The organism is Niveispirillum fermenti, assembly GCF_052474395.1.
On sequence record NZ_CP156678.1, the window covers coordinates 348,930 to 372,367 of the forward strand.

Genomic DNA, 23,438 nt, shown 5'->3' on the forward strand with positions numbered 1-23,438 from the left:
GTCCATGCGGACCTTATTCCCCAAGGTCCATGCGGACCGGGCATGGCTGGGGCGGCAATTCATGAACTGCGTAGTCCATTAATGGGATTGACCGACAGGTGGACAGGGTGCAGTCTGCAACAAAACTGGACTGTCCAGTATCATAATTTAGAATGGACCCCCCATGAACCGGAAGATCGCCCTGGCCATCGCCGCCCCGTTATTGCTGGCCGGCATCTATGGCGGCTGGCACTGGTGGTCGGTGGCGCGTTTCACGGAAAGCACCGACAATGCCTATGTCGAGGCCGACATCACCATGATCAGCCCGCGGGTGGAGGGGCATGTCGCCGCCGTGGAGGTGGTGGAACACCAGATGGTGGCGGCGGGAGAGGTGCTGGTGCGCCTGGACGATGGCGACCTGGCGGCCAAGGTGGATCAGGCGCGGGCCCGGCAGGCCGCCGCTCAGGCCGCCATCGCCAATATCGATAGCCGGCTGGCGCTGGAGGATGCGCTGATCCGTCAGGCGCAGGCCAATGTCGCCGCCGCCCAGGCCGAGCAGCGCCGCGCCGGGGCCGATGCCCAGCGCTATGCCACCCTGGCCGGCCGGGAATTTGCCAGCCAGCAGAAACTGGCCACGACGCAGGCGGACTCCCAGAAGGCCAGTGCCGCGCTGAGCCGGGCCCAGGCCGCCCTTGTGGCCGAGCGTGACCAGCTTGGCGTCCTGTCGACCGAGCGGACGCAGGCAGAAGCCGCCCTTGCGGAGGCAGCGGCCGCCCTGGCGCTGGCCGAAAGCGATCTGGACAAGACGGTCATCCGCGCGCCCATGGCCGGCGTGATCGGCAGCAACGGCGCCCGTGTCGGGCAGTTCGTGCGGGCCGGCGCCCAGCTCATGGCGCTGGTGCCCGTACAGGACGCCTATGTCCTGGCCAATTTCAAGGAAACCCAGATCGGGCGCCTGCGTGTCGGCCAGCCTGTGGAACTGACCATCGATGCCTATCCGGGCCAGGTGGTGGAAGGGCGGATCGAAAGCCTGTCACCCGCATCGGGCGCGCAATTCAGCCTGCTGCCACCGGAAAACGCCACGGGCAATTTCACCAAGATCGTGCAGCGTGTGCCCGTGCGCATCGCCCTGCCGCATGACGGCCCGCTGGCCGGCCGTCTGCGGCCCGGCCTGTCGGTGGAAGCCCGTGTCGATACCCGGCAGGAGGGACGCGACCTGATCGGCATCGCCCGGTCCGACCGCAGCGACCGTGGCGCCCAACTGGCGGTCCGGCCATGACCGGCCCTGCCGCCCAGGCGGTGCCGGGAATGCTCGCCGATGCGGCGGCGGGAGAGGCCGACGGTGCGGCGCCGCCGTCGCCGCCTCCCCCCATCACGGCGGGCCTGTCGCGGCGCACGCTGGTGGGGTTCGTGGCCATGGTGTTCGGCATGTTCATGGCCATCCTGGACATCCAGATCGTGGCCAGCAGCCTGCGCCAGATTCAGGCCGGCGTCGCGGCCAGCGCCGACGAGATCGTCTGGGTCCAGACATCCTATCTGATCGCCGAAGTGGTGATGATCCCCCTGTCGGGTTATCTGACCCGGCTTTTGTCGACGCGCGTGCTGTTCACGGGGTCGGCCCTGGGCTTCACGCTGATGAGCTTCATGTGCGCACAATCGACGAGCCTGGAGGAACTGGTGCTGTGGCGCACCCTGCAGGGCTTTGTCGGCGGCGGCATGATCCCCACCGTCTTTGCCACCAGTTTCACGGCCTTCCCGCCGGCGCGCCGGGCGCCGGTCACGGTGGTGATCGGCCTGGTGGCCACGCTGGGGCCCACGGTGGGCCCGACGCTGGGCGGCTATCTGACCGAACAATTCTCCTGGCACTGGCTGTTCCTGATCAACCTGGTGCCGGGGCTGCTGGTGGCCAGCATCGTCTGGAAATGCATCGATATCGACAAGCCGAACCCATCGCTTCTGAAAGGCATCGATATTCCGGGCATCGTGCTGATGGCGCTGTTTCTGGGCAGCCTGGATTACGTGATCGAGGAAGGTGCGCGTGAACAATGGTTTCAGGACGAGACCATCCGCAATTTCGCCCTGCTGGCGCTGGTCGCCGGGGCTGCCTTTCTGTGGCGCATGTTCACCTATGCCAAGCCCATCGTGGATTTGCGCACGCTGCGCAACGGCAATTTCGCCATGGGATCGATCTACGGCTTCGTGATCGGCATCGGGCTCTATGGCTCGGTCTATATGCTGCCGCTTTACCTGGGACAGGTGCGGGGGCTGAACGCGCAGCAGATCGGTGCCACCATGGTGATCACGGGCCTGTGCCAGTTCCTTTCGTCCCCCCTGGCGGGCATGCTGTCCAGCCGGATGGATGTGCGCAAGGTGCTGGCCATCGGTTTCGGGCTGCTGGCCATCAGTTTCTACATCTCCGTGCCCGTCACGGCCGACTGGCAGTTCGACCAGTTGCTGGTGCCGCAGATGCTGCGCGGGGCGGGGCTGATGTTCTGCATCATTCCCATCACCTCGCTGGCCATGGGAACATTGCCGCCCGAGCAGGTGCCCAACGCATCGGGCCTGTTCAACCTGATGCGCAATCTGGGTGGCGCCTTCGGGCTGGCCGGCATCAATACGCTGATCACAGAGCGTATGGCCCTGCATGGCCGTGTGCTTTATGACTGGATCGACCCGACGCGGCCCGTCGTTCAGGACTGGATGGCGTCGGTCGGCGATCGCGTGGCAGCGGGAACGGGGGGCGACAGCGCCACCGCGGCCCTGCCCGTGCTGGCCGCCACCATCCAGCAGCAGGCCACGGTGATGACCTTCTCCGACCTGTTCCTGGCCATGGGGGTTTTGTTCACGGCGGGTCTTCTGACCCTGCCCTTCGTCAAGCGGCCCGTCCTGCGCGGCGGCCCCGTGGCGGATGCGCATTGATCGGGAGGGGGACGGGATGCCGGACGGCATGGTGGACAGGACGGATCAGGCAAGGACGGCGGGCATGCCGCGCCGGCGCGGCGCCGGCCGCCCCATGGACCCCGCCAAGCGCGACGCCATCCTGCTGGCGGCGGAGCGCATCTTCGCCGAGGAGGGCTATACCGCCTCCATGGACCGGGTGGCGGAACTGGCGGGCGTGTCGAAACAGACCATCTACAAGCATTTCAGCGCCAAGGACCGGCTGTTCGACGCCATGGTCATCCGCCGGGCCGAACGCATGACCGAGCCGGTGACCATGGCCGATCCGGCGCGGCCCGTGCCCGACGTGCTGACGGCGCTGGGCCACCGTTTCCTGGAACTGATGGCCGACGGGCAATTCCACTGCCTGCTGCGCGTCATCCTGTCGGCGGGGGCGGGCACGGGGCTGGCCGGGCATTTCTACCAGACAGGGCCGCTGGTCTCACTGGAACGGATCGCCGCCTATCTGCGGCGCCAGCATGATGCCGGGCGGCTGGACGTGCCCGACCCGCTGCTGGCCGCCGAACAATTCTATGGCCTGCTCAACGGGCATGTGCAGTTGCGCGGCCTGCTGGGCGTACAGCCGGCCCTGACGGATGATCAGAAGGCCGCGCGCGTGGCCGCGGCCGTGCGGGTGTTCCTGGCGGCCCACACGCCGAGCGCACGGATGTGACCCGGCACGCGAGGGCACGGCCGTAACCTGCGGTCAGGCGCTGCGGCGCAGTCCGGGGCGCTGCGGCGGCTGGATCAGGCCGGAAAGCTGCACGGCCAGTTCCCGTCCCCTGTCGGTCAGGGTGATGATCTTGCGGCGGCGCTCGCGCGGGTCCTCCTCGGCCTGCACAAGGTCGTGGCCGGCCTTGCCGAAGCTGTGCCACTTCGACAGGGCCGCCACATTGCGCGAGGCCGAGGATTGGGCAATGCCCAGGCGTTCGGACAGGTCGCGGATCGACAGCCCCTCATTCTGCGCAATCGTCAGGAACGACAGCGCATACTGGATGGGCAGGTCGGGGTCCAGCGTCCGCAGGGCTTCCAGAACGCGGACCAGCGGGTCCAGCGTTTCAGGATGCCATCCGCTTGTCCCTGGATTGGTAGGCATCGTGGTGACGGCCATCAATGGTAGGTCCCCTGGCCACCGGACGCCAACGGCCCGGCGTATAGATCAGATGGAGACGACCAAGCCAGATCAGGGTTTCGCCATTCTCGCGGCGCATTTCGCAGCCACGCGACCCATCGGCACCCCGGTCGGCCCAGTGCGCCAGTTCAACGAATAATTTGGGACCCCTGCCCAAGGATACAAAGAAGCTCATCACAGCCCTCGATTGTTCGGAAAATCGTTTGTTGGTTGAGGGGGATTTGTCGTGCGCTTGCAAAAAGCCCGGTGCAACGGCGCGTCACGCCGCCGTCGCTGCCGGTGTGGGGGAACAGATTATCCATGGAGATCTCTCCTCTTGGGGTTACGGGGTTGCAGAAAAGGGCTCAAAGGGATTTATCGCCGAAGGGCGGGAAGGTTGCAAGGAACAATCTGTCCCTGTATTCCGTCAGTTCCGATATCGGATGAATTCGGAACGAAAAAGGCCGCCGCCCGTACAGGGACGCGGCCTCCGTGAAATGACGGCCCTCGGCGTCTATCTCCCGCAGGATGGCCGCAGGCAGGTCGGGATAGGGGGCCGGGCGCGGCCCCAGGAAACGGCCCAGACGGGCCAGCAGAGTGGACATGGCATCACCGATGGGTTGGTTGGCTGCCCAGAACAATCCGATATCGGATATGATCCGTCAACATGCACAAAAGGCGGGACAGGGCGGCTCCGGCCTTATGGCGCAAACGCCACCGGAAGGTGGAGACAGGGCGACAGTTGCCGTTAAGCCGCTGCGACAGCGCCCCGATCATTAGTTTTCCTAATGTCCAACGCGATTTAACCCCGTTTGTCCGGGGCCGGAAGCTTGGCTAGCGTCTGGGGGCAGACATGGAGGATGACGATGGTCACGAGGCGTCAATTCATTGGAAATACGGCATTTCTTTCGCTGCTGACCCTGACCGCTGCGCCTGTGGCGATGGCGGCCGGGCGTGATGGGGTGGGGATCGCCGGTATGAAGGCGGATATTGCCGCCATCGAGCGGGCGCGGGGTGGCCGACTGGGCGTGGCCGTGCTGGACCTGGCCACGGGCGACCGCGTCGCCTGGCGCGGGGGGGAGCGGTTCGCTTCCTACAGCACGTTCAAGTTCCCGCTGACGGCCTTCATCCTGTGGCGCATCGACCGGGGGCTGGAGCAGGCGGCGCGCATCATCCCCTATGGCAAGGCGGATCTGGTTTCCTGGTCGCCCGTGACGGCGCCGCAGGTCGACAAGGGCGGGATGAGCGTGCGCGACCTGTGCGAGGCGCAGATGATCCAGTCCGACAACACGGCGGCCAACCTGCTGCTGGCTGCCAGCGGCGGGCCGCCGGCGCTGACGGACTTTCTGCGCGGGCTGGGCGACAAGGTGACGCGCAGCGACCGGACCGAACCCACGGCCAACGATGTGCCCCCCGGTGAACAGCGCGACACGACCACGCCCGATGCCATGCTGGACCTGATGCGCACGCTGCTGTTCGGTGATGCGCTGTCGCCGGCGGCGCGAGGGCAACTGACGGCCTGGCTGATCGACAACCGCACGGGCGGCAAGCGGTTGCGGGCGGGCATGCCGGGCGGCTGGCGCGTGGGTGACAAGACGGGGGGCGGCGACAAAGGGTCCAACGACATCGCCATCCTGTGGCCACCGGCCGGCGGGCCGCTGCTGGTCACCGGCTATTACTGGAACCCCGCGGCGGGGGCGGAAGGGCGCAATGCCGCCTTCGCCGAGCTGGGCGCCCTGATTGCCCGGCGGCACGGGGGCTGACGCGGGGCCGGGGTGCTGCGGTCTCAGGCCACCACCTATGCGATTGCACAGTTTGCCGGCGTGCGGCGCGGGCGTAGACAGGGGAAGGGCGGTTTCGGTCGGTACGGGAGGTGCCCTTGACGGCGGATCGGCATGTCTTGTCCCGGCTCATGGCCGGCTATCTGGTGGCATTGACGCTGATCACTCTGCTGTCGGGCGGGGTGCATCTGTTGCTGGACCATGTCATCGCCCGGCAGCGCGATGCCGCCACCATCATCAATGTCGCCGGCCGCCAGCGCATGCTGTCGCAGCGCATCGCCCTGCTGGGCACGGACCTGCAGGCCGGGGACGCCACGGCCCGCCAGCCGCTGGCTGCCGCCATCGACCTGATGGCCCGGTCACAGGACGCGCTGGTGAAGGGCGGCGACCTGGGCATCGACCAGACACCGTCCCCGGCGCTGTCCGCGCATTATTTCGAAGGGCCGGCCCCGCTGGACCCGGCCGTGCGCGCCTTTCTGGATGAAGCCCGCGATTTCCTGCGGACGGGGGAACCGCTGGCCTATGCCCGGTTCCACGAGGCGGCCCGCAACAGCCTGCCCCAGGCACTGGATCGCGCCGTCACCCTGCTGGAGCAGGAGGCGAACGCCCGCATCGAATGGCTCCGCCAGGCCCAGCGCATCGTGCTGGCCATTCTGCTGACCACGTTGCTGGTGGAGGCGCTGTTCATCTTCCGCCCCATGCTGGTGCGCATGCGGCTTTATTCCGGCCGGCTGCTCGACATGGCCCTGCGCGACACGCTGACGGGGCTGGCCAACCGCCGCCACCTGATGGATTTCGGGGAAACGGCGCTGATCCGGGCCCGGCGGGAAGGGACGGAACTGTCCTGCCTGCTGGTCGATCTGGATCATTTCAAATCCATCAACGAACGGTTCGGCCATGCGGTCGGCGATGGCGTGCTGGTGCGCACGGCCGAACTGATCCAGGCCTCCCTGCGGCAGGGCGATCTTATCGGCCGCACGGGCGGTGGGGAATTCACCATCATCCTGCCAGGTGCGGGCGAGGCGGGGGCACTGCTGGTGGCGGAAAAGCTGCGGGCCATGCTGGAAGCCGATGGCGGCGGGTTGGGCCTGCCCTCCTTCACCGCCAGCATCGGGGTCACCATGCTGGTCCCGTCCGACCGGTCGCTGACCGACCTGACCGCCCGTGCCGACGCCGCGCTTTATGTCGCCAAGGGGTTGGGACGCAACCGCGTGCGCGTCCTGACCGGGGCGGAGGCGGCCCGCCAGATGGCCATCGGCCTGGCGTGATGTCGGGTGGCGGGGGCCGCCCCCGCGGGTGAAGGCGGGGGAAATGCGGGGTCAGGGACGGTCGTAATGGTCCTCGATCCGGATCACATCGTCCTGTCCGCGCGGATCACCGGTCTGCACCTCCACCAGGCAGAGATCGACCGCGCCGTCATTTTCCAGCCGGTGCGGCTGGCCGGCGGGGATGAACACGCTTTCATTGACATGGACGGTGCGCACGGTGTCCCCCAGCGTCACCTTGGCCTCGCCCTGCACGACGACCCAATGCTCGGCCCGGTGTTCATGGCGCTGGAGGGAAATCTTGTGGCCGGGGCGCACCGTCAGGCGCCGCACCTCGAACCCCGGCCCCGTATGGACAAGATGCGAATAGCCCCAGGGCCGGTAGGTGCGGCGATGGTCCAGCCGTTCCGTCCGTCCATCGGCCTTCAGCCTGTCGACGACTGTTTTCACGTCCTGCACCCGGTTGCGGTCGGCCACCAGCACGGCGTCGTCGGTTACCACGACGACCAGATCCTTGACGCCGACCAGCGCCGTCAGCCCCACTTCGCTGCGGACAAGATTGCTGTGGGCGTCGACCAGAATGGCGTCGCCCAGCACGGCATTGCCGATCTGGTCCTTGCCCGCGATCTCCCACAGCGCACTCCAGGCGCCGACATCGGTCCAGCCGATATCGCAGGGGACGACGGCGGCGCTGTCTGTCTTCTCCATGACCGCGAAATCGATGGAGATGTTGGGGGCCTTGGCGAAGGCATCCGGATCCAGGCGCAGGAAGTCCAGATCCACCCGCGCCGCTGCAATGGCGGCGTCGGCGGCGGCCAGCGCCTCTGGCGCGTGGCGTTCCAGTTCGGTAACGAAACGATCGGCACGGAACAGGAACATGCCGCTGTTCCACAGGTGCCGACCGCCTTCCAGATAGGTCCGGGCCACGGCCAGGGCCGGCTTTTCCGCGAATTGGCGCACGGCGAAGGCGCCCTCGGCCCCCGGCAGCCCGTCTCCCTTCTCGATATAGCCATAGCCGGTTTCGGGGCTGGTCGGCTGGATGCCGAAGGTCACCAGCCGGCCATCGGCCGCCGCCCTGGCCCCCGTGGCGATGGCGGCGCGGAAGGCCTCCGGCGACAGGATGGCATGATCGGCCGGCAGCAGCAGCACCAGTGCCGCCGGGTCGCGCTGGGCCGCCAGACGCGCGGCCACGGCCGCCGCCGGTGCCGTGTTACGGCCGAACGGCTCCAACACCAGATGCGTCGGGCGGATGCCCACCGTCTGCAACTGCTCTGCGATGGCGAAGCGGTGTTCCTGGTTGCAGATGACGATCGGGTCGGCGAAGCCATGGTCGCCCCCCACCCGTAACGCCGTCTCCTGGATCATCGTGCGTTCGCCGCACAGGTTCAGCAACTGCTTGGGAAACCGTTCCCGCGATACGGGCCATAGCCGCGAACCGGACCCGCCGGACAACAGCACGGGAATGATGGCGGAAGAGGGGGTGAGGTTGGTCATGGGCTGCACGCGGGGGTCGATACGGAACCGGAACGATCCCGCCAGGGTGCGGCCCGCGACGTGCGGGCCGGCCGGCGGCATCAGGGATGGCGGGCGGCGATCAGCACGCCTTCGACGGGCTGGCCTGCTTCATAACGCAGGACGAGCGGGGACAGTTCCAACACATCCAGCCCGGCACCCGTCAGACATTCCTGCAGGTAGGCCGGATCATGGGCATAGCGCCCGCCCTCATGCAGGGTATAGGCTTGGCCCGTCGCAGCCTCCACCGTGGCCAGCAGCAGGCCGCCGGGGCGCAGGCTGGCGGCCGCGGAGCGGAAAACCCCGCCCAGATCACCGAAATAGCAGAAGACATCGCCGGCCGTGATGATGTCGAAACTGCGGGGCCGCGCGATCAGATAGGCCCCGATCTCCGCCTGCTCCAGGTCGGTGTAGCCGCCGCGCCGCGCGGCAAGCTGGAGCATGGAAAAGGACAGGTCCACACCTGTCAGTGCGCGCGCATGGGCAGCCAGATGCGGTGCCAGCAGGCCGGTGCCGCAGCCGACATCCAGGATGTCGCGATCGGCAGCACCCGGCCCGGCATGGTTCAGCAGGGCGGCCCCGATGGCGGCCGGAACGGCATAGCCCAGGGCCCCGATCATCTCGTCGAAGCGACGGGCCGACGCATCGAAGGTCTGTGACACGAAGGCGTCACTGGCCCGCGGCGGCACGGGCGCACCGCCGACCGCGGCCGTCACATGGTCGAGCTGGGCCGACTGGCCGACAATGGCCCGCCATTCGGACAGCAGCGCGTCCAGGGCCGCGCGGTCGCCCGTGCGATGCAGGCCCGCGGCCACCGATCCCAGCTCCACCTGGGCCGGCGCGCTTTCCGGCGCCAGACGCAACGCTTTCAGCGCGGCGTCGGCCGCCATGTCCAGCCGGCCGACGCCGCGCCAGGCCAGCGAGATGTTGATATGCAGGGACGAACTGTTCGGCTCCATCGACAAAGCCTGGGCGAAGCAGGCCAGTGCCTCGTCATACTGGCCCGCCTCCGACAGGGTCAGGCCCAGGTTGGAATGGGCCGTGGCCAGATCGGGACGCAGGCGCAGCGCCAGGCGAAAATGGTCGATCGCCTCGTCCATGCGGTCCAGCCGGCGCAGTGTCAGCCCCAGATTGCTGGCCGCTTCCGCATAATGCGGCCGGGCCTTCAGGGCGTTGGCATAATGCTCCGCCGCGATTTCCGGATGCCCGGCCTCATAGAACAGGGTGCCAAGATTGTAATAGGCCTCCGCGAACATGGGTTCGCGTTCCAGCGTGTCCAGGTAATGGTTCGCGGCATCGTGGCCGCGGCCCTGGGCCTGGGCCACGGCCCCCTGGTTGAAGTGATAGATGGGATTCTCCGGTTCCAGCGCGGCGGCGGCGGCATAGGCCTGCGCGGCACCGTCGTAATCCTCCATATTCTCCAGCGCCACCCCCAGGTCGGCGCGCAAGGTGGCGTCGCCGGGATCGTCCAGGATGGCTTCCCTCAGCAGGGGGACCGCGTCGGCGTAACTGCCGGCATCCAATGCCATCCGGCCCCGGTCCGCGGGGCTGCCGTCAACGCCAATGCTGATATCGGTCATGTTCTTATCGTCCTTCCCCGGCGATGCCGGCCCTTGATCCCGGCCCAGGCACGATAACGGCTTGGAATCGCGATGAACAGGGGTTCGATGGGCGTAGGCCGCCGGCACCGGAGAAGCCCTGCAGGCTCCGCCCGGCGCTATCGGGAGAAAAGGGGGGCTTGGCAGGCTGCGGTCAGGCGGGCAGCAGGCCGGACAGGTCGAACGGCTCCCGGCCTTCCAACTGTCCCAGCAGCCGGTAATGGGTCAGGCCGCTGTCAAAGGCGCCGACGGCCACCGCCGCCGCAACGTCCGGATTGTGGGTCAGATAGAATGCCTCGTTGAAGGCGTCGGTGGCCAGCCTGCCCTCGTACCGGCCGAAGCTGAGATAATGATCGATGGCCGAACCGACATAGCCGGCATCGACCGCCACCGCCACATCGGGGTTCAGGGCCAGATAGCTTTCGCTGTCGAACAGGGCGTTGGGGTTGCGTCCCTCGAACTGGCCGAACAGGATGTAATGCTCGAAAGCGCTGTTCAGGACGCCGGCTTCCAATGCCTGGGCGATGTCGGGATATTGCGCCAGATAATAGCTTGTATCGAAGAAGGCGGCGGGGTCGCGCCCCTCATGCTTGCCATAGGACCAGAAATGGGTCTCCATGCTGTCCAGCGCGCCGATGGCGACGGCATGGGCCACGTCGGGATTGCTGCGGGCATAGAAATCGGCGTCGAACCGCACGCTGGTCAGGTACTCCCCCCAGCTTCCGCTATCGATCATGCCGTCGGCGAATTGCACATATTCCACATTCTGGATGCGGATCTGTCCCTCCGCCCCTGTGATCAGCGCCCAGGTGCCGTCATCTTCCGTCACGCGGGTGATGCTGTAACTGTCAGCCGTGCCGGACAGGACCAGCCGGTCCAGCCCGGTGCCCCCGTCCACCCGGTCCCCGTCACCCGGAGCGATGAACACGTCGTTGCCGCCCAGCCCCCTGATCGTGTCGGCCCAGCCCGTGCCGCGGATCGTGTCGCCGCCTGCCGTGCCGGTGATGGAGACGACAGATGTTGTATCGGTGGCCCCGGCGTAATTGCCGAACGTGACATAGACCATGTCGCCATGGATGCCGACGCCCATCGTGTCCCAGCGGGATGACAGAATATTGGCGCTGGCGCCGGGATTGGCCATCCAGTCGGCCAGCACGTTGGATTGCTGTTCGCCGGCCAGCACGCCATCGGCATTTTCCGCCAGGCTCTGCGGCAGGGTCAGCGCCAGGTCGCGGCCGATGGCCAGCACGCCACTGACAAAGGACTGCCCGTCGCTCCAGTGGTGCAGGGTCGGCACGGGACGCGCCGCCACCTCCGCCACGGCCCAGTTGTCATAGCCGACATTGATGTCGAAATCCGCCGCATGCTGGCCCGCGATCACCGTCAGATCATAGGACGGCTTCAGGGCGGCGAGCCCGCCGGCCACGCGCAGGTCATTGATGGCGTGGTAGAGGTTCAACTCGTCGACCGACAGGGTGTTGCTGCCGGCATAGAGGGTCGTCTGCGCTGCCAAACTCATCGTCTCAGCCTCCGGTGACCAGCAGGTGTGCGGCGGTCGACAAGTCGATCTCCACCGTGGCCTGTCCAATGATGGTCATGTTCGCACTACCATTGGCAACCAACGCCCCCAGGTCCGTGACGATGGCGCTGGACGTGCCGTGGTCATGGGCCTTTTCGATCACCAAACTATCTTTCCCTTCCTCGAAATTCCCCAATTTCGCGGTCAGGTCCGTGTCCTGCCTGTCCAGGATGATCAGGAACAGGTCTTCCTTGCCGTCGATGCCCGTGAAGGACACGTCCGTGCCGTGGGCGACCTGCACCCGCTCCGTCCCGTATGTGAAGATCAGATTGCCATCGTCCGTGATGGCCGGGGTTTCCGCCATGGCCGTTGCTGCCGGTTCCGCCGCATCCACCGCGATGGCGGCGGGCATTGGTATAGGCGCCAGGGTCCCCCGATCCTCTTGATCGGGCGCCGGGGCCGGATGGTCCTCCGGCTTGGTGACGGCGGGACCGGTAAGGGCGGTCATCAATGTCGGCGATACGCCATCATCGTCCATTGCCGCAACCGCATGCCGGTCCTGATGCGTGACGGAGGGGGCGTCGGAAGGAGAGGCCAGATCCAGCAGGTCCATGCCGGTTCCAGCCGCGTCGTCACCTTCCCGCGCCTCCGGCATTGCGGGCGGGGCCGCCACGGCATCCTGGCTGATGGCACCGGCGATCACATCGGCGCTCAGCACCGCCATGACGGCGCTGACGATGCGCAGGAAGGCGTGGCTGCCATCGCGGTCCGTATCGCCGGCATCGGGCGCGTCCTGACCCGTTCCGGCCGTCGTATCAATCCCGGCCAGGGCCTGCAGGCTGCCGATATTGATCTGTGACAGGGCGTGGCGCAGCGTTTCGCCCGACCAGTTCTCCCCGTCCAGCACATGCACCACGAAGAAGCCGTCGATCCGCGCGATATGCAGCAGGGCGTCGCCGCTGGCCACATCCTCGATCGCGAACCAGGGTTCCCGCTCGTCCGACATGCCCGATGCCGCCTCCACGATCAGGCCGTGACGGGCGAACTGATCGATGCAGCGATAGATATCGGCGAGGTCCTGGTTGGACCAGGCTCCCGAATTGCCACCGGGATTGCCATTGTCCTGGCCGCGGCCGGGGAAGCGGAATATCTCGGCCGACGCGCTCATGCCGGCCCCCTGTCTTCGCTGGCCTCGACCGCCGCCCCGTCCCGGCCCGACTGGTCGTCCGGCAGCAGGGAGCGCAGCGCGGCGAAGGCATCCGGTTCATAGGCGGCCAGATAACCGGCGGCGAAATGCGACGGGTCCATGCCCAGGGCCGTCGCCCATCCGGCCAGCGCCCCCTGTGGCACCCGGCCGCGGCCGGCCTCCACGGCGCTGATCAATGTCGGTGTGGTGACGCCGATCGTCTCCGCCAGGCGCCTGGTGGTGAAGCCATGCTCCACCCGCCGCCGGCGCATTGCCTGCCCCCAGGCCGTTCGGCGCTCCCGCACGGCGGCCAGCCGCTCGCGCGCCCCGGCCTCGGCCATATCGCCATGGCCGGCCTTGGATGCCGCGAACTGGAGGGAGACGATCTCGCCCATGGCTGTCGATGGTCCGTAATCGATGGTCCGTAGCGGCTCAGACGACCTTGAATTTCGGCGCGCCGGCCGGTTGCGATCCACCGGCGTCCCGGCCGGGAACGGTGCCATCCCCGAACAGGATGGCATGGGTGATCGGATCATAGAATTGCATCAGGGTGCGGACGAATGCCGCCGGTTCCATCGCCAGCGCCCCGGCCCAGGCCATGTAGCTGTCCGGCGGAATGCGGCCGCGCCCGGCCTCGATCATCGAGACCATCGTGTAATATTCGAGCCCGACAAGTTCCGCCAGCGCCCGCTGTGTCAGCCCGACCTCCGTCCGGCGCGCCTTCAGCCAGGCACCGGCCTGCCGGCGCAGTTCCTTGACCTCTTCGCCGCCACCATGCTGGGGATGTGAGTACATCCGAATACCTCTAACTTCTGTCTAGGTCGAACATAAGCGACTTTATAACAGATTGCCAATGTTCTTTCGCAACAGTCCCCGCCATGATGACGCAACGTTGCCCCCACCGCTATGGCTGAACGTTGCAGGCGCGATGCGCGCCGTTATAGGATGCCGGCCTTCCAGAGCTGTATCGTGATGCCAATCCTTGAAATAGCGCTTGACTTGCGTGGTCGCCATCTGGCTTTCCCGCGTGATGCCCGAGCGTCATCGAAACGCAAAGCCGAAGGCCGGCAGGCCCTGGTCCGCCAGGCCTGTCACGGGAAGCTGACGACACCGGCAATCTTGAACGGAATGGTGACAGTATGGTGCAGGCGATGAGGGTTCTTCCCAGCCAGGAGTTCATCGAGGACTTGTACAACCCCTATACGGGCTCCACCGATCTCGTCGTCCGCGATGGTTCCGTTGTCGATACGACGGGAAACCAGGAATTCCGGATCACCGACGGCATCATCGAGTTTTCGGGCTTTGACGAGGTCGATGAACACAAGAAGCGGGAGATTTCCTACACGTTCGAATATAAGGACGAGGAGAAGATCAAGCTCCAGCTCGCCAAGCATACCTGGAGCAGCTACTATAATTATTTCCAGACCGGAAAATTCAAACGCATCCTGGGATTGATCCGACGCTGTGGCGGGGACGAGTTCGCGGTGATGGGCTGCGGGTCGGGCTATGATATCGGTCAGTTGATCGTGCAGGGCGCCAGCCCGCGCCGCATCTATGCCAGCGACCTGTCCATCCATTCCGTGCGAATCGTGCCGCACCAGTTGCGTCAGTTCGGCTATTCCGGCGAACTGGCCCTGTTCACGTCCGACCTGGATTTCGTGCCGATCCGGTCCCGCAAGGTGCCGGTGATCGTGTTCGAGGCGCTGCACCACACGCCGGAAATGCATCACAGCATCGATAAGCTGCTGGCCTATGGCTATGACAATGTCATCTTCGTGGAGCCCACGAACAACATGGTGATCCGCTGGCTGGCCCGGCGCGGCCTGGCGCAGCGAATCGAATATTCCGGGCTGAAGCCGGGCCGGCTGGAACTGGACCGGCTGCGGCGCATGGCGGAGACCCATGGCTATGACCTGTCCATCCGCACCTTGTGGGAATTTCCCGAAGATTATTTCCGCCGCCTGCCGGGTAATCGCAGCCGTCTGGTCGAATGGGCCTTCCTGCGGGCCCTGTCCGTCTGGTCCGCCATTTCCAACATCGCAAAGTTCGGCAACATGAGCATCGTCCATCTCACGCGCAAGACGGCCGACTGATGACCGATCCCATGCTCGTGCTGCTGTGCGCCCTGAACATGGCGTTCAATTTCCTGATTGAACCGGCCTTTCTGTGGTTTTTCGCATATGTGGCACGGGTGCCGTTCCTGAATGCCTATTCGGTGCTGGTGCTGGCCTTGCTGCCGGTGCGGCTGCTGTGGCTGTTCGCCGGGCCGTCGGTGCATTTCGATGACGGGGTCCTGGACGGCACCTACCAGTATCTGCTGCTGCTGGAGAACCTGCATTTCTCCCTGCGGCACATGGTGGCGGGTGCCATGATCCTGGCCTTGTCGCGGCAGAACGTGGTGGCCGGCCTGATCGACCAGTTCCATTACCAGCCGATCTCCACAGTGCGGCTGCGGCTGGCGGCCGGCCTGTTCTTCGGTCTGTTCCTGCTGTTCTTCGTGGTCACGGCAAGCTGGAGCTTCGGGCTGATCAACTGGATCCTGAGCCCGCGCACGGGGTATCAGATGCACCGCACGGGGGCCGGCGCCTTCTATGCGCTGTCGGTGTCGTTCCTGGCCGTTTCCTATGTGCTGGCGCTGCTGTCCCTGTCGGTACGCTGGCACATCATCGCGGCCTGGCTGTTCTTCCTGCCTTTCGTCTTCATGCTGGGTTCCAAGGGATATCTCATCCTTTATACGGTCACGGCCTTTGCCTTCATGCTGATCTATGGGTTCAAGATCCAGATCCGCACGGTGGCGGCCGTCGGCGTGGTCATGGCGGCGGCGGTGCTGTTGAATTTCGGGTCAGCCGATCTGGTCGATATCTTCTTCTATTTCGATTACTACTCCAACAGCGCCTATTTCATCCGCGCCTATCACAATGGCGTCGCGGACCTTTTCTATGGCCAGATTTCCGCGACGGAGATCATCAGCGCGGTGCCGCGCCTGCTGTGGGCGGACAAGCCCTTCGTCTATGGCCCGATCCTGCTGAACGAGATGTTCTATCCCGGCCTGGCGGAGGCGGGGCATACCCCGGCCTTTGGCGGCCCGATCCTGGCCTATGCCGATTTCGGGGTGCCGGGTGTGATCGTAGGCGGGCTGACCGACTGGGGCTATCTGGGCCATGTCTTGATGGCCTTCATGCTGCTGACCAGCCTGCGGGAGCGGGGGGCCGCCTATGTCCGGTCGCACCATTTCTATGTGTTCCTGGCCATCATGCTGCTGGCGCCCGGCTATCTGAACTTCTTCGCCTTCCCCCTCAACCTGATCCTGATGGGTGTCGTGGCTTGCGGCATCTTTGCCTGCAACCTGTTGCCGCGGCTGCGGCTGGTGCGGTTCGCCTGACCGGCAGGGGTCAGGCGGCGGGGAGCGGGCCGGCAGCCGCCGTCACCATTTCGCGGACATAGGCTGCATGTGGATCACCCAGGGCCTCGGCACGGGCGACCAGGGCCATGGCGGTTTCGCGATCCTGGTCCAGCCGCCAGGCCATCTCCCCCAGGACGGCCAGGACGGCGGGGAATTCCTGGGCGGCGGCTGTTTCCATCCGCCGGCGTACATCGGCCAGTTCCGCCTCGGCGTCCGGCCGGTGCTTCAGCAGCATGCGGGCCAGATTGACCTGAGAGACCACATGGCCCTGCTGGGCCGACAGGGTGAACAGGGTGATGGCGCGCTCCGGGTCCTCCGGTATCTCCACGCCCAGCGTCATGGCATAGGCCAGCCGGAACTGGGCCGAGGCGCTGCCCAGTTCGGCCGCCGCGGCGTAGCAGCGGAAGGCCGCCTCCTTGTCCAGTGGCACGCCCTTGCCGTGGTAATGCATCACCCCGAGATTATAGGTGGCGTCGGCGTGGCGCTGGCCCGCCGCCTTCATGATGTGCTGGCGGGCCCGGTCATGGTCCTCCGGCACGCCCATTCCTTCCAGGAAGCACATGCCAAGCTGGAATTCCGCTTCCGGCAGCTCGGCCGCCGCCTGTTCCAGATAGCGCAGGCCACGGGCCGCGTCGGGGATGACGCCGTCACCTCGCAGATGGATCTGGCCCAGGGCCAGGGCGGCGCGGGCATTGCCGGCTTCGGCGGCGGCCGTGTACCAGACCACGGCTTCCGAGCGGTTGGGCACCGTGGTGCGGCCCTGCTGATGCAGTTCGGCCAGCAGGACCATGCTGTCGGCATCCCCCTTCACGGCTGCCCGCCGGATCCAGGTTTCCGCCTGCACCGGATCGGCGCGGCCGACCGTACCGCGCAGGTAAAGCAGGCCCAGCAGGCGCATGGCCGCAATGATCCCCGCCTCCGACGCCTTGGACAGCCAGCGCCGTGCCTCCACCGGGTCGGCATCGGTGCCGATGCCGTTCAGCAGGTGGGTGCCCGTGAAATAGGCGGCCGTGGCATTGTCCTGGTCCGCCGCGCGGCGATAGAGCGGATAGGCCTCCGCCGGCTCGCGGCCGGGCACTTCCCCGGCGCTGATCAGGTTGGCCAGCCCGACCATGCCGGTGGCGTTGCCGGCATCGGCGGCCCGGCCATACCATCGCGCCGCGTCCTCGGGCTCGCGTGGGACGCCGGGGCCGCCGTCACGGCTCAGAAGCCAGCCAAGCAGCACCTGTGCTTCCACATTGCCTTGTTCGGCCGCCAGACGGGCCCAATGGCGGGCCGCCTTGTCATCCTGGGCCAGGAAAAAGGGGGCGTCACCGCCGGCCCGCCCCTCGCCCTCCCCGGCATGGCCGATCCCGCGGGCGTAAAGGGATGCAACGCGGGTCTGCGCCAGGGCCAGGCCGGATTCGGCCGCAGCCAGATACCAGCGGAAGGCCCCCCCCGGGTCGCGCAGGACGCCGATCCCCTTCGCCAGCGCCTCGGCCAGGGCGAACTGGCATTCGCCGTCGCCGGCCCGCGCACCCTCCTGCCAGATGCCGGCGGCCTTGGTCAGCTTTCCGGCCTCCGCCGCCTTCCGGCCGCGTGTCAGGGGGGATCCGCGCAGTCCCTGCAACTGCTTCCATGTCTTCGATATCATGGTCTGAAGGGCCACGCGGATGCACCTTTCCCGTGAAATGGTTACCAAGGGGGACTGGCGGGCATGACGGCCTGTGACCGGCCGCTTTCCCCCTTGGTGATCCTTGCCAGCGTCTTATACCCCCCCGTGTCCCGGTGATCACCGTCTTACCAGAACCCGGCAAATTCTACTTTCCAGGTTCTGGTCTTATACGAGATTGCCGGTGATCGCCACGGGCGGGTCAATCCGGCAGCCCGAAATCGCGGCGCAGCATGCCGAGCCAGGCCGGCATCGCCACCTGCGCGCTGTCGAAATGGCGCAGCACGGTCTGCCGGGCCGCGGCACCCAGGTCCCGACGCGCCGATGCCGGCAGGGCCAGCGCCGCCACGATGCCGGCCGCGATGGCCGCCGGGTCCAGCGGCGGCACCAGCAGCCCGTTGGCGCCGTGGGCCACCACCTCCTGCACGGGTGGCGTTGCCGAGGCGACCAGCGTGACGCCGCAGGCCATGGCCTCCAGCATCGACCAGCTCAGCACGAACGGGTAGGTCAGGTAGACATGCGTGCGGGACAGGCGCATCAGGTTGATGAACCCGTCATGCGGCACGTGCCCCAGGAAATGAACCCGGTCCAGGGGCAGCCGGCCGGCCAGTTCCGACAGCATGCGCGTGCGCCAGCTCCCGCCCTCGCGCGGGGGATTGCCATAGGACACACCGTCGCCGCCCGCGATGACCAGATGGGCATCGGGCACCTGTTCCAGGAATAGCGAAGCGGCCCGCATCAGGGTGTGGAATCCGCGATAGGGTTCCAGGTCGCGGGCCACATAGGTCACGATGGGTGTGCCGGGGGCCAGCACCCGCCCGTCCGGCAGGGTCAGCGGCCGGGCCGGGCCGGGAGAGGCGGCCACGGTGTCGATGCCGTCATGCAGGCGGCTGATCCGGTCCCGATAGGCGGCGGGATGCAATCCGTGCTGCCAGCGTGTCGGGCTGACACCGCGATCCATGGCTTCCAGTGTCAGCAGGTTGACGGCGTTCATCACCCGCACGCGCGCCACGTCGCCCAGGGTGGCGGGGAATTCCGGGTCGCAGCCGACATCGGCCCCCTGGCCATGATAGTAGAATTCGCAATAGCCGATCAGCCGTGCCCGGGGCCAGACATCCTTGATGAACAGCGTTTCGCCCCAGCCATTGTGGCCGATCACCAGGTCGGGCACGAATCCCGTTTGCTGAAGCCCCACGCATGCCACCAGCACGGCCTGGGCCCGCCAGATGGCCTGGTCCGGCAGGTGGAGATAGGGATGCGGCCGGCCATCGGCTGGGGCCTTCACCTGATAGGTGGTGACGGCGACCCCGTCCACGGGGGCGGCCGGATCGCTGGCCAGGGCCCGCACCTCCACCCCCGGCAGGCCGGCCAGATGGCGGGCCAGATGCAGGAACTGGCCGGGGAAATCCTTATGCAGGAACAGGATGCGGTACATCGCCGGTTGGAATGCCTGCGGCTGGGGGGATGGCTGTGGGACAAGGCGGATGGCTGAAAGGCATCATAGCGGGTTTTCCGCTGACCTTTGCCATCCTTATGTTATCAACGCAGTCCCTTGCGCGACAGGCAGCGATATCCAGCCACCGGGAGAGAGCCGTGGAGTTCATCTGGCAATCCGAAGACAGCCCCGCCATTGCGCAGTCCTGCCCGGTCTGCGGCCATGGTGGCGGACACCGGCCCGTGGTGGTGCTACCCCGTTCGGGGCCCGGCGGTGCGGACTGGGTAATCGTGCAATGCGCCGGTTGCGCCACCCGCTTTTCCACCGACCGGCAGGGCGCCGATTACCACGGCGATGACCTGCCCAACGCCCCCCTGCTGCATTTCTATCTGGAACAGGGGGCCGGCCTGCGCCCCATGCTGGAACCGCTGGGCTTCGTGGAGCCGGGTGAGGGGCGGCGCATGCTGGAGATCGGCGGCGGATTCGGCTTCGTCAGCGATTTCACCCAGGAAGTGTTCGGATGGACAGCCAAGGGGTATGACCCTTCCGGCCTGGCCACGCTGGGCCGTGATTATCTGGGGCTGGACATCACGCGCGACTATTGGACGGCCGATACGCCCATGACGCAGCCGTTCGACATCGCCTATGCCTCGGAGGTGGTCGAGCATATTCCCGAACCCGGTCCCTTCCTGGCGGCCATGCGGCGTGCCGTGGGCGACCAGGGCATGGCCGTGCTGACCACGCCCGACGGTGCCGCGCTGAACCCCCTGACATCGCCGGCCATGCTGGCCCCCATTGCCAGCCCCGGCCTGCATCTGACCCTGTTCAGCGCGGCTGGGCTGGAGCATGCGTTGCGGGCCGCCGGCTTCACGCAGATCAGGGTGGAAGCGGTGGGCTGCTCCCTGCACGCCTTCGCATCCAATGCGCCGCTGCCGCCCCCGCGCCTGCTGGACGCTGCGCATTATCATCGCTATCTGCGGCAGCGAATCGCGTCGCCGGACCTGGCCCCGGCGCTGCTGTCGGGTCTGCGCTACCGGCTGATGAAGGACATGGTGAATGGCGGCGACCCCGACGAGGCGCTGGCCCTGTTCGAAGAAATAGCAGCGGCCCATCGTCAGCAATTCGGCATCGACATCACCCGGCCGCAATCGCTCATGGTGCCGGACGCGGGATTGTCGACAGAGCAATGGCTGTCGGCCATGCCGGGCAATGTCGCGGGCCTGCTCTATTTCCGGGCCGTGCTGGCCAACAATGTCCAGGGAGATGCACAGGCTGCTGCCCTTTTCGCGGGCAAGGCAGCGCTGATGGGGGCGGGCCTGCGCCGGGCGCTGCACAAGGTTGGTATGGAGGATGGCGAGACCGAGGTGCTGTGCATGGCGGCGATCAATCTGTTCATGACCGCCGCCGTCGGGTGCGGTGCCGATGTGGCGCCCCTTCTGACGGCCGTGGAGGAAGGAGCCGCCGCCGACGGATTGCTGCTGCCCGACCAGTTCCGCCGGACAGCGCGGGCCACGGTTTGCCGCGATCTGCGCAACACCCGCAATCCCAACCTGCTCTGGCAGGGCGTGACCCGGGTGGAGGCGGCGGAAGGGGAGGTCGCACTGCTGGAGCGGCTGTTGCGCGCCGATATCCCGGCCGGCCCCGTCCCGGCCTTCACCGCGATCGAACAGGCTGCCGATGCCGCGGCCGTGCGGGCCGCCCTGGACGCCATCTGGGTGACGCCCGGTGCGGCGGAGGCACCAGCCTCCATCCGCCATGCGCGCAAGCTGGCACTGATTCGTCTTGTACTCCTGGGCGCCTTCGCGGAGGCGGAGCATCTGTTCGCCGCCTGGGACACGCCGAAGCTGGCGGAAGACGAGCCCGTGGCCCAGGCACTGGCCATTGCTGCATCTGCGAAGGGCTGACGCATGGGGGAATGACCGGAAGGGGGTGTTCAACCTGTTGGCCTAGGTCAAAAGTTTTAGGTAGGGGTTTTTACCAACCGTTGCAATACCTTTTCCGGTTTCGTCCCATGTTTCGGTTTTTCTGTATATTTTTGATATCCTTTGGTTTTTGTGCCCTTTGGCGCATCGTGGCCGGCGTCGCCCGCTTGCCTTCAGGGCGGCAGGCCCCCTGTTCAGGGGGGACGCTGCAGCGCGATAGGTGGTTGCGGAAGCAGGCGGTGGCTGATAAAGTTTTAGTGAATAGTGAAAGTACGTGATGCAACTTCACAATTATGCGGCCAGGGATGCAAGGTGCCTCCTGGTTTCATGGTTTGTTGATTTTTGTTGGGGGGTCCTATGACGACGTTGCCGGGCGGCCAGACGGTAGCCTTTGTCGGCCTGAATGAGGCCGAGTTATCTGTTCTGACTTCGGTTTACAGCACTCAGGGGCCGGCGCTGGCGGCGTCGGTCGTGTCCGTGTCGGCCACTCCCACGGGGATTCTGGCTCCCGTCACTGTTGGTACGGTGACGACCAGTTCGGTGGTGACGCAGGCCGTGACTGGCGGTGCGGGCGTCGTGACGGTCGTGGATGGCGGTGCGCCGTCCGGCGGCTCCACGGGCGTGCTGACCAACATCGTCGCGGACAGCAGCGTCACGAACGTCATCCTGACGAATGTCGGCGACAACAATGTCACGGCCTTCTTCGCAGGCGAAAACACCACGACGGTGGCCGGTGACTACGGTTCGCAGTTCATCATCGGCGGTTCTGCCGATATGACGATCCTGACCGGCTCCGGTAACGACTCGGTCCTGGGCGGTTCCGGCAACGATATTGTGCGCTCGGGTGAAAGCTCGATCGTCAATGGCGGTTCCGGTAACGACACCTTGATCGGTGGCAGCGGCGTGAGCACGCTGGGCGGTGGTGCCGGTGCCGACAGCCTGGTCGCTGGTTCCGGCGGCAGCTACCTGATCGGCGAGTTGGGTGATGACACGATGGTCGGCGGTGCCGGCAAGGATGTCTTCATCTACAGCCCCGGCGACGGCAACGACACCATCATCGGCTTCGATCCCACGCAGGACACGATCGGCTTCACCAGCACCAATTTCGGGTCCGGCTCGCTGGATCTGGGTGCCCTCATCAGCAATGCGCAGGTTTCCGGTGGCAACACCGTCCTGACTCTGCCCGACGGCTCCACCATCACGGTGGTCGGCCTGACGGGTGTGGATATCAACTGGTTCACCGCCAAGTAAATCCGGCGGTTTCATCCAGAGTGGAAAGGCGGGCTTTTGCCCGCCTTTTCATTTTGGTACTGTCCTTCACGATGAAAAATTGGTGTGGTGGACGATGACCAGTGACCAGGCTGTTGCAGTTGCCGGTGAACGGGATACGAAGAGCGATCGTTTCCGGTCCACAGCACAGGTTCTGCCCCTGCCAGAGGGGTTGTATCTCATCTCTGTCACACCGCCACGCCAGGCACCCGTGATCGTCCGTGGGGTCAGCTTTCCCAGCGTGCAGTTGACCAGCATCCCCCAGCCGGGGTCGGTGGCACCGCGGTTCCTGCACAAGGGGGAGTTGAATTCCTCCGCCTGGTTGAGCGGAACGGACCAGGCGGTTGTCGTCGTGCCGGCGGGTGCCAGCCCGCTTTTGATCACGAATTACCTTTACGGTGGGGAGTTGCAGGTTTGCCTGGATGTCCAGGTAAAGCGGCTGGACAATGTGGCAACGGCCCCGACTGTCGGCTTGCGTCTGCATACCCATATCCAGCAGGTGGGAGAGGTGAGCTTCGCCGCTGGCGAGTGGGCCGCGGCTGAGGATGCACCCTTCTGGGTTGAGGCGATTCGCGTCGAGGTTACACCCACCGTCGGCCAGTTGCTGCAATATCGCGTGCCCGGCGTCAGCACGTCTGAAGGGAACTGGATGCCGGCGCCCGGTCTGCTGGGTGCGCCCGGGGGACGTCCGCTTTCCGGCATCGCCTTTCGGTTGTTGCCGCCGCTGGCCAGCACCCATCGCGTTGTCTATGGCGCCCGGTTTCTGCGCCATGGGGAGATGGAGGCTGTGGATGGCGAACCCTGCCGGTCACCGCAACCGCAGGATCCGCTGATCGCGTTGCGTGTCGCCATTCTTCCCCGCTGATGCGG

20 protein-coding genes are annotated in these 23,438 nt (G+C 66.3%); 10 read left to right on the top strand and 10 right to left on the bottom strand.

Going from position 1 to position 23,438, the window contains the following annotated elements; translation table 11 throughout:
* The first annotated feature begins 163 nt into the window (after positions 1-163).
* From ABC728_RS01370 to ABC728_RS01380, 3 genes are read left to right on the top strand one after another with little or no spacing between them, the layout of a single operon-like run.
* Positions 164-1,258: an HlyD family secretion protein gene (locus tag ABC728_RS01370; RefSeq protein WP_416618674.1), complete on the top strand. Its 1,095-nt coding sequence runs from the start codon at positions 164-166 to the stop codon at positions 1,256-1,258.
* Entirely contained in the window at positions 1,255-2,898 is a 1,644-nt protein-coding gene (locus ABC728_RS01375) for a DHA2 family efflux MFS transporter permease subunit (RefSeq protein ID WP_416618673.1), read from the top strand. Before ABC728_RS01370 ends, ABC728_RS01375 begins: the two co-directional genes overlap by 4 nt.
* A 16-nt stretch (positions 2,899-2,914) precedes the next feature.
* Positions 2,915-3,589 (top strand): TetR/AcrR family transcriptional regulator, encoded by a 675-nt coding sequence (locus ABC728_RS01380; RefSeq protein WP_416618672.1) that lies wholly within the window; start codon positions 2,915-2,917, stop codon positions 3,587-3,589.
* Positions 3,590-3,622: 33 nt separating this feature from the next.
* Here ABC728_RS01380 and ABC728_RS01385 read toward each other — a convergent pair whose 3' ends face one another.
* Positions 3,623-4,027 carry a MarR family winged helix-turn-helix transcriptional regulator gene (locus tag ABC728_RS01385; RefSeq protein ID WP_416618671.1) on the bottom strand — a complete coding sequence of 135 codons (405 nt, stop codon included), beginning with the start codon at positions 4,025-4,027 and terminating at the stop codon, positions 3,623-3,625.
* Positions 4,028-4,176: 149 nt separating this feature from the next.
* Positions 4,177-4,350, bottom strand: coding sequence for a hypothetical protein (locus ABC728_RS01390; RefSeq protein WP_416618670.1), 174 nt, complete (start codon positions 4,348-4,350; stop codon positions 4,177-4,179).
* A gap of 543 nt (positions 4,351-4,893) precedes the next feature.
* Between ABC728_RS01390 and bla the strand changes: the two genes are divergently transcribed.
* Together bla and ABC728_RS01400 are read left to right on the top strand one after the other, a co-directional pair.
* Complete coding sequence (gene bla / locus ABC728_RS01395) at positions 4,894-5,790, top strand: class A beta-lactamase (RefSeq protein ID WP_416618669.1); 897 nt, start codon at positions 4,894-4,896, stop codon at positions 5,788-5,790.
* 137 nt (positions 5,791-5,927) lie between these two features.
* Positions 5,928-7,076, top strand: coding sequence for a GGDEF domain-containing protein (locus tag ABC728_RS01400; RefSeq protein ID WP_416618668.1), 1,149 nt, complete (start codon positions 5,928-5,930; stop codon positions 7,074-7,076).
* 51 nt (positions 7,077-7,127) lie between these two features.
* On the opposite strand, the gene ABC728_RS01405 is transcribed toward ABC728_RS01400, so the two are convergent.
* The 6 genes from ABC728_RS01405 to ABC728_RS01430 form a co-directional block, all read right to left on the bottom strand.
* Positions 7,128-8,648 (bottom strand): mannose-1-phosphate guanylyltransferase/mannose-6-phosphate isomerase, encoded by a 1,521-nt coding sequence (locus tag ABC728_RS01405; RefSeq protein WP_416618667.1) that lies wholly within the window; start codon positions 8,646-8,648, stop codon positions 7,128-7,130.
* Positions 8,648-10,165: a tetratricopeptide repeat protein gene (locus ABC728_RS01410; RefSeq protein ID WP_416618666.1), complete on the bottom strand. Its 1,518-nt coding sequence runs from the start codon at positions 10,163-10,165 to the stop codon at positions 8,648-8,650. The genes ABC728_RS01405 and ABC728_RS01410 overlap by 1 nt, the downstream gene beginning before the upstream one ends.
* 172 nt (positions 10,166-10,337) lie before the next feature.
* A complete protein-coding gene (locus ABC728_RS01415; RefSeq protein WP_416618665.1) occupies positions 10,338-11,702 on the bottom strand; it encodes a CAP domain-containing protein in 1,365 nt (454 codons plus the stop codon).
* A 4-nt stretch (positions 11,703-11,706) separates the two neighbouring features.
* Complete coding sequence (locus ABC728_RS01420; RefSeq protein WP_416618664.1) at positions 11,707-12,870, bottom strand: hypothetical protein; 1,164 nt, start codon at positions 12,868-12,870, stop codon at positions 11,707-11,709.
* The gene (locus tag ABC728_RS01425) at positions 12,867-13,283 is read right to left on the bottom strand and encodes a helix-turn-helix domain-containing protein (protein ID WP_416618663.1); all 417 of its coding nucleotides are present in this window, start codon (positions 13,281-13,283) and stop codon (positions 12,867-12,869) included. Before ABC728_RS01425 ends, ABC728_RS01420 begins: the two co-directional genes overlap by 4 nt.
* 37 nt (positions 13,284-13,320) lie before the next feature.
* The gene (locus ABC728_RS01430) at positions 13,321-13,683 is read right to left on the bottom strand and encodes a helix-turn-helix domain-containing protein (RefSeq protein WP_416618662.1); all 363 of its coding nucleotides are present in this window, start codon (positions 13,681-13,683) and stop codon (positions 13,321-13,323) included.
* A gap of 356 nt (positions 13,684-14,039) precedes the next feature.
* On the opposite strand from ABC728_RS01430, the gene ABC728_RS01435 reads away from it, so the two are divergent.
* Positions 14,040-14,981: a hypothetical protein gene (locus ABC728_RS01435; RefSeq protein ID WP_416618661.1), complete on the top strand. Its 942-nt coding sequence runs from the start codon at positions 14,040-14,042 to the stop codon at positions 14,979-14,981.
* On the top strand, positions 14,981-16,270 hold the full coding sequence (locus ABC728_RS01440) for a hypothetical protein (RefSeq protein ID WP_416618660.1): 1,290 nt from the start codon (positions 14,981-14,983) through the stop codon (positions 16,268-16,270). The genes ABC728_RS01435 and ABC728_RS01440 overlap by 1 nt, the downstream gene beginning before the upstream one ends.
* Before the next feature lie 10 nt (positions 16,271-16,280).
* Here ABC728_RS01440 and ABC728_RS01445 read toward each other — a convergent pair whose 3' ends face one another.
* Both ABC728_RS01445 and ABC728_RS01450 read right to left on the bottom strand, forming a co-directional pair.
* The gene (locus tag ABC728_RS01445; RefSeq protein ID WP_416618659.1) at positions 16,281-17,939 is read right to left on the bottom strand and encodes a tetratricopeptide repeat protein; all 1,659 of its coding nucleotides are present in this window, start codon (positions 17,937-17,939) and stop codon (positions 16,281-16,283) included.
* 205 nt (positions 17,940-18,144) lie between these two features.
* Complete coding sequence (locus tag ABC728_RS01450; protein WP_416618658.1) at positions 18,145-19,377, bottom strand: glycosyltransferase; 1,233 nt, start codon at positions 19,375-19,377, stop codon at positions 18,145-18,147.
* 158 nt (positions 19,378-19,535) lie between these two features.
* Here ABC728_RS01450 and ABC728_RS01455 point away from each other — a divergent pair, with 158 nt between their 5' ends.
* The 3 genes from ABC728_RS01455 to ABC728_RS01465 all read left to right on the top strand — a co-directional run bounded on the left by ABC728_RS01455 (position 19,536) and on the right by ABC728_RS01465 (position 23,433).
* Positions 19,536-21,281: a class I SAM-dependent methyltransferase gene (locus ABC728_RS01455; protein ID WP_445376304.1), complete on the top strand. Its 1,746-nt coding sequence runs from the start codon at positions 19,536-19,538 to the stop codon at positions 21,279-21,281.
* A gap of 375 nt (positions 21,282-21,656) precedes the next feature.
* Entirely contained in the window at positions 21,657-22,550 is an 894-nt protein-coding gene (locus ABC728_RS01460; protein ID WP_445376305.1) for a calcium-binding protein, read from the top strand.
* A gap of 94 nt (positions 22,551-22,644) precedes the next feature.
* Positions 22,645-23,433 (top strand): hypothetical protein, encoded by a 789-nt coding sequence (locus ABC728_RS01465; protein ID WP_416618655.1) that lies wholly within the window; start codon positions 22,645-22,647, stop codon positions 23,431-23,433.
* The last annotated feature ends 5 nt before the right edge of the window (positions 23,434-23,438 follow it).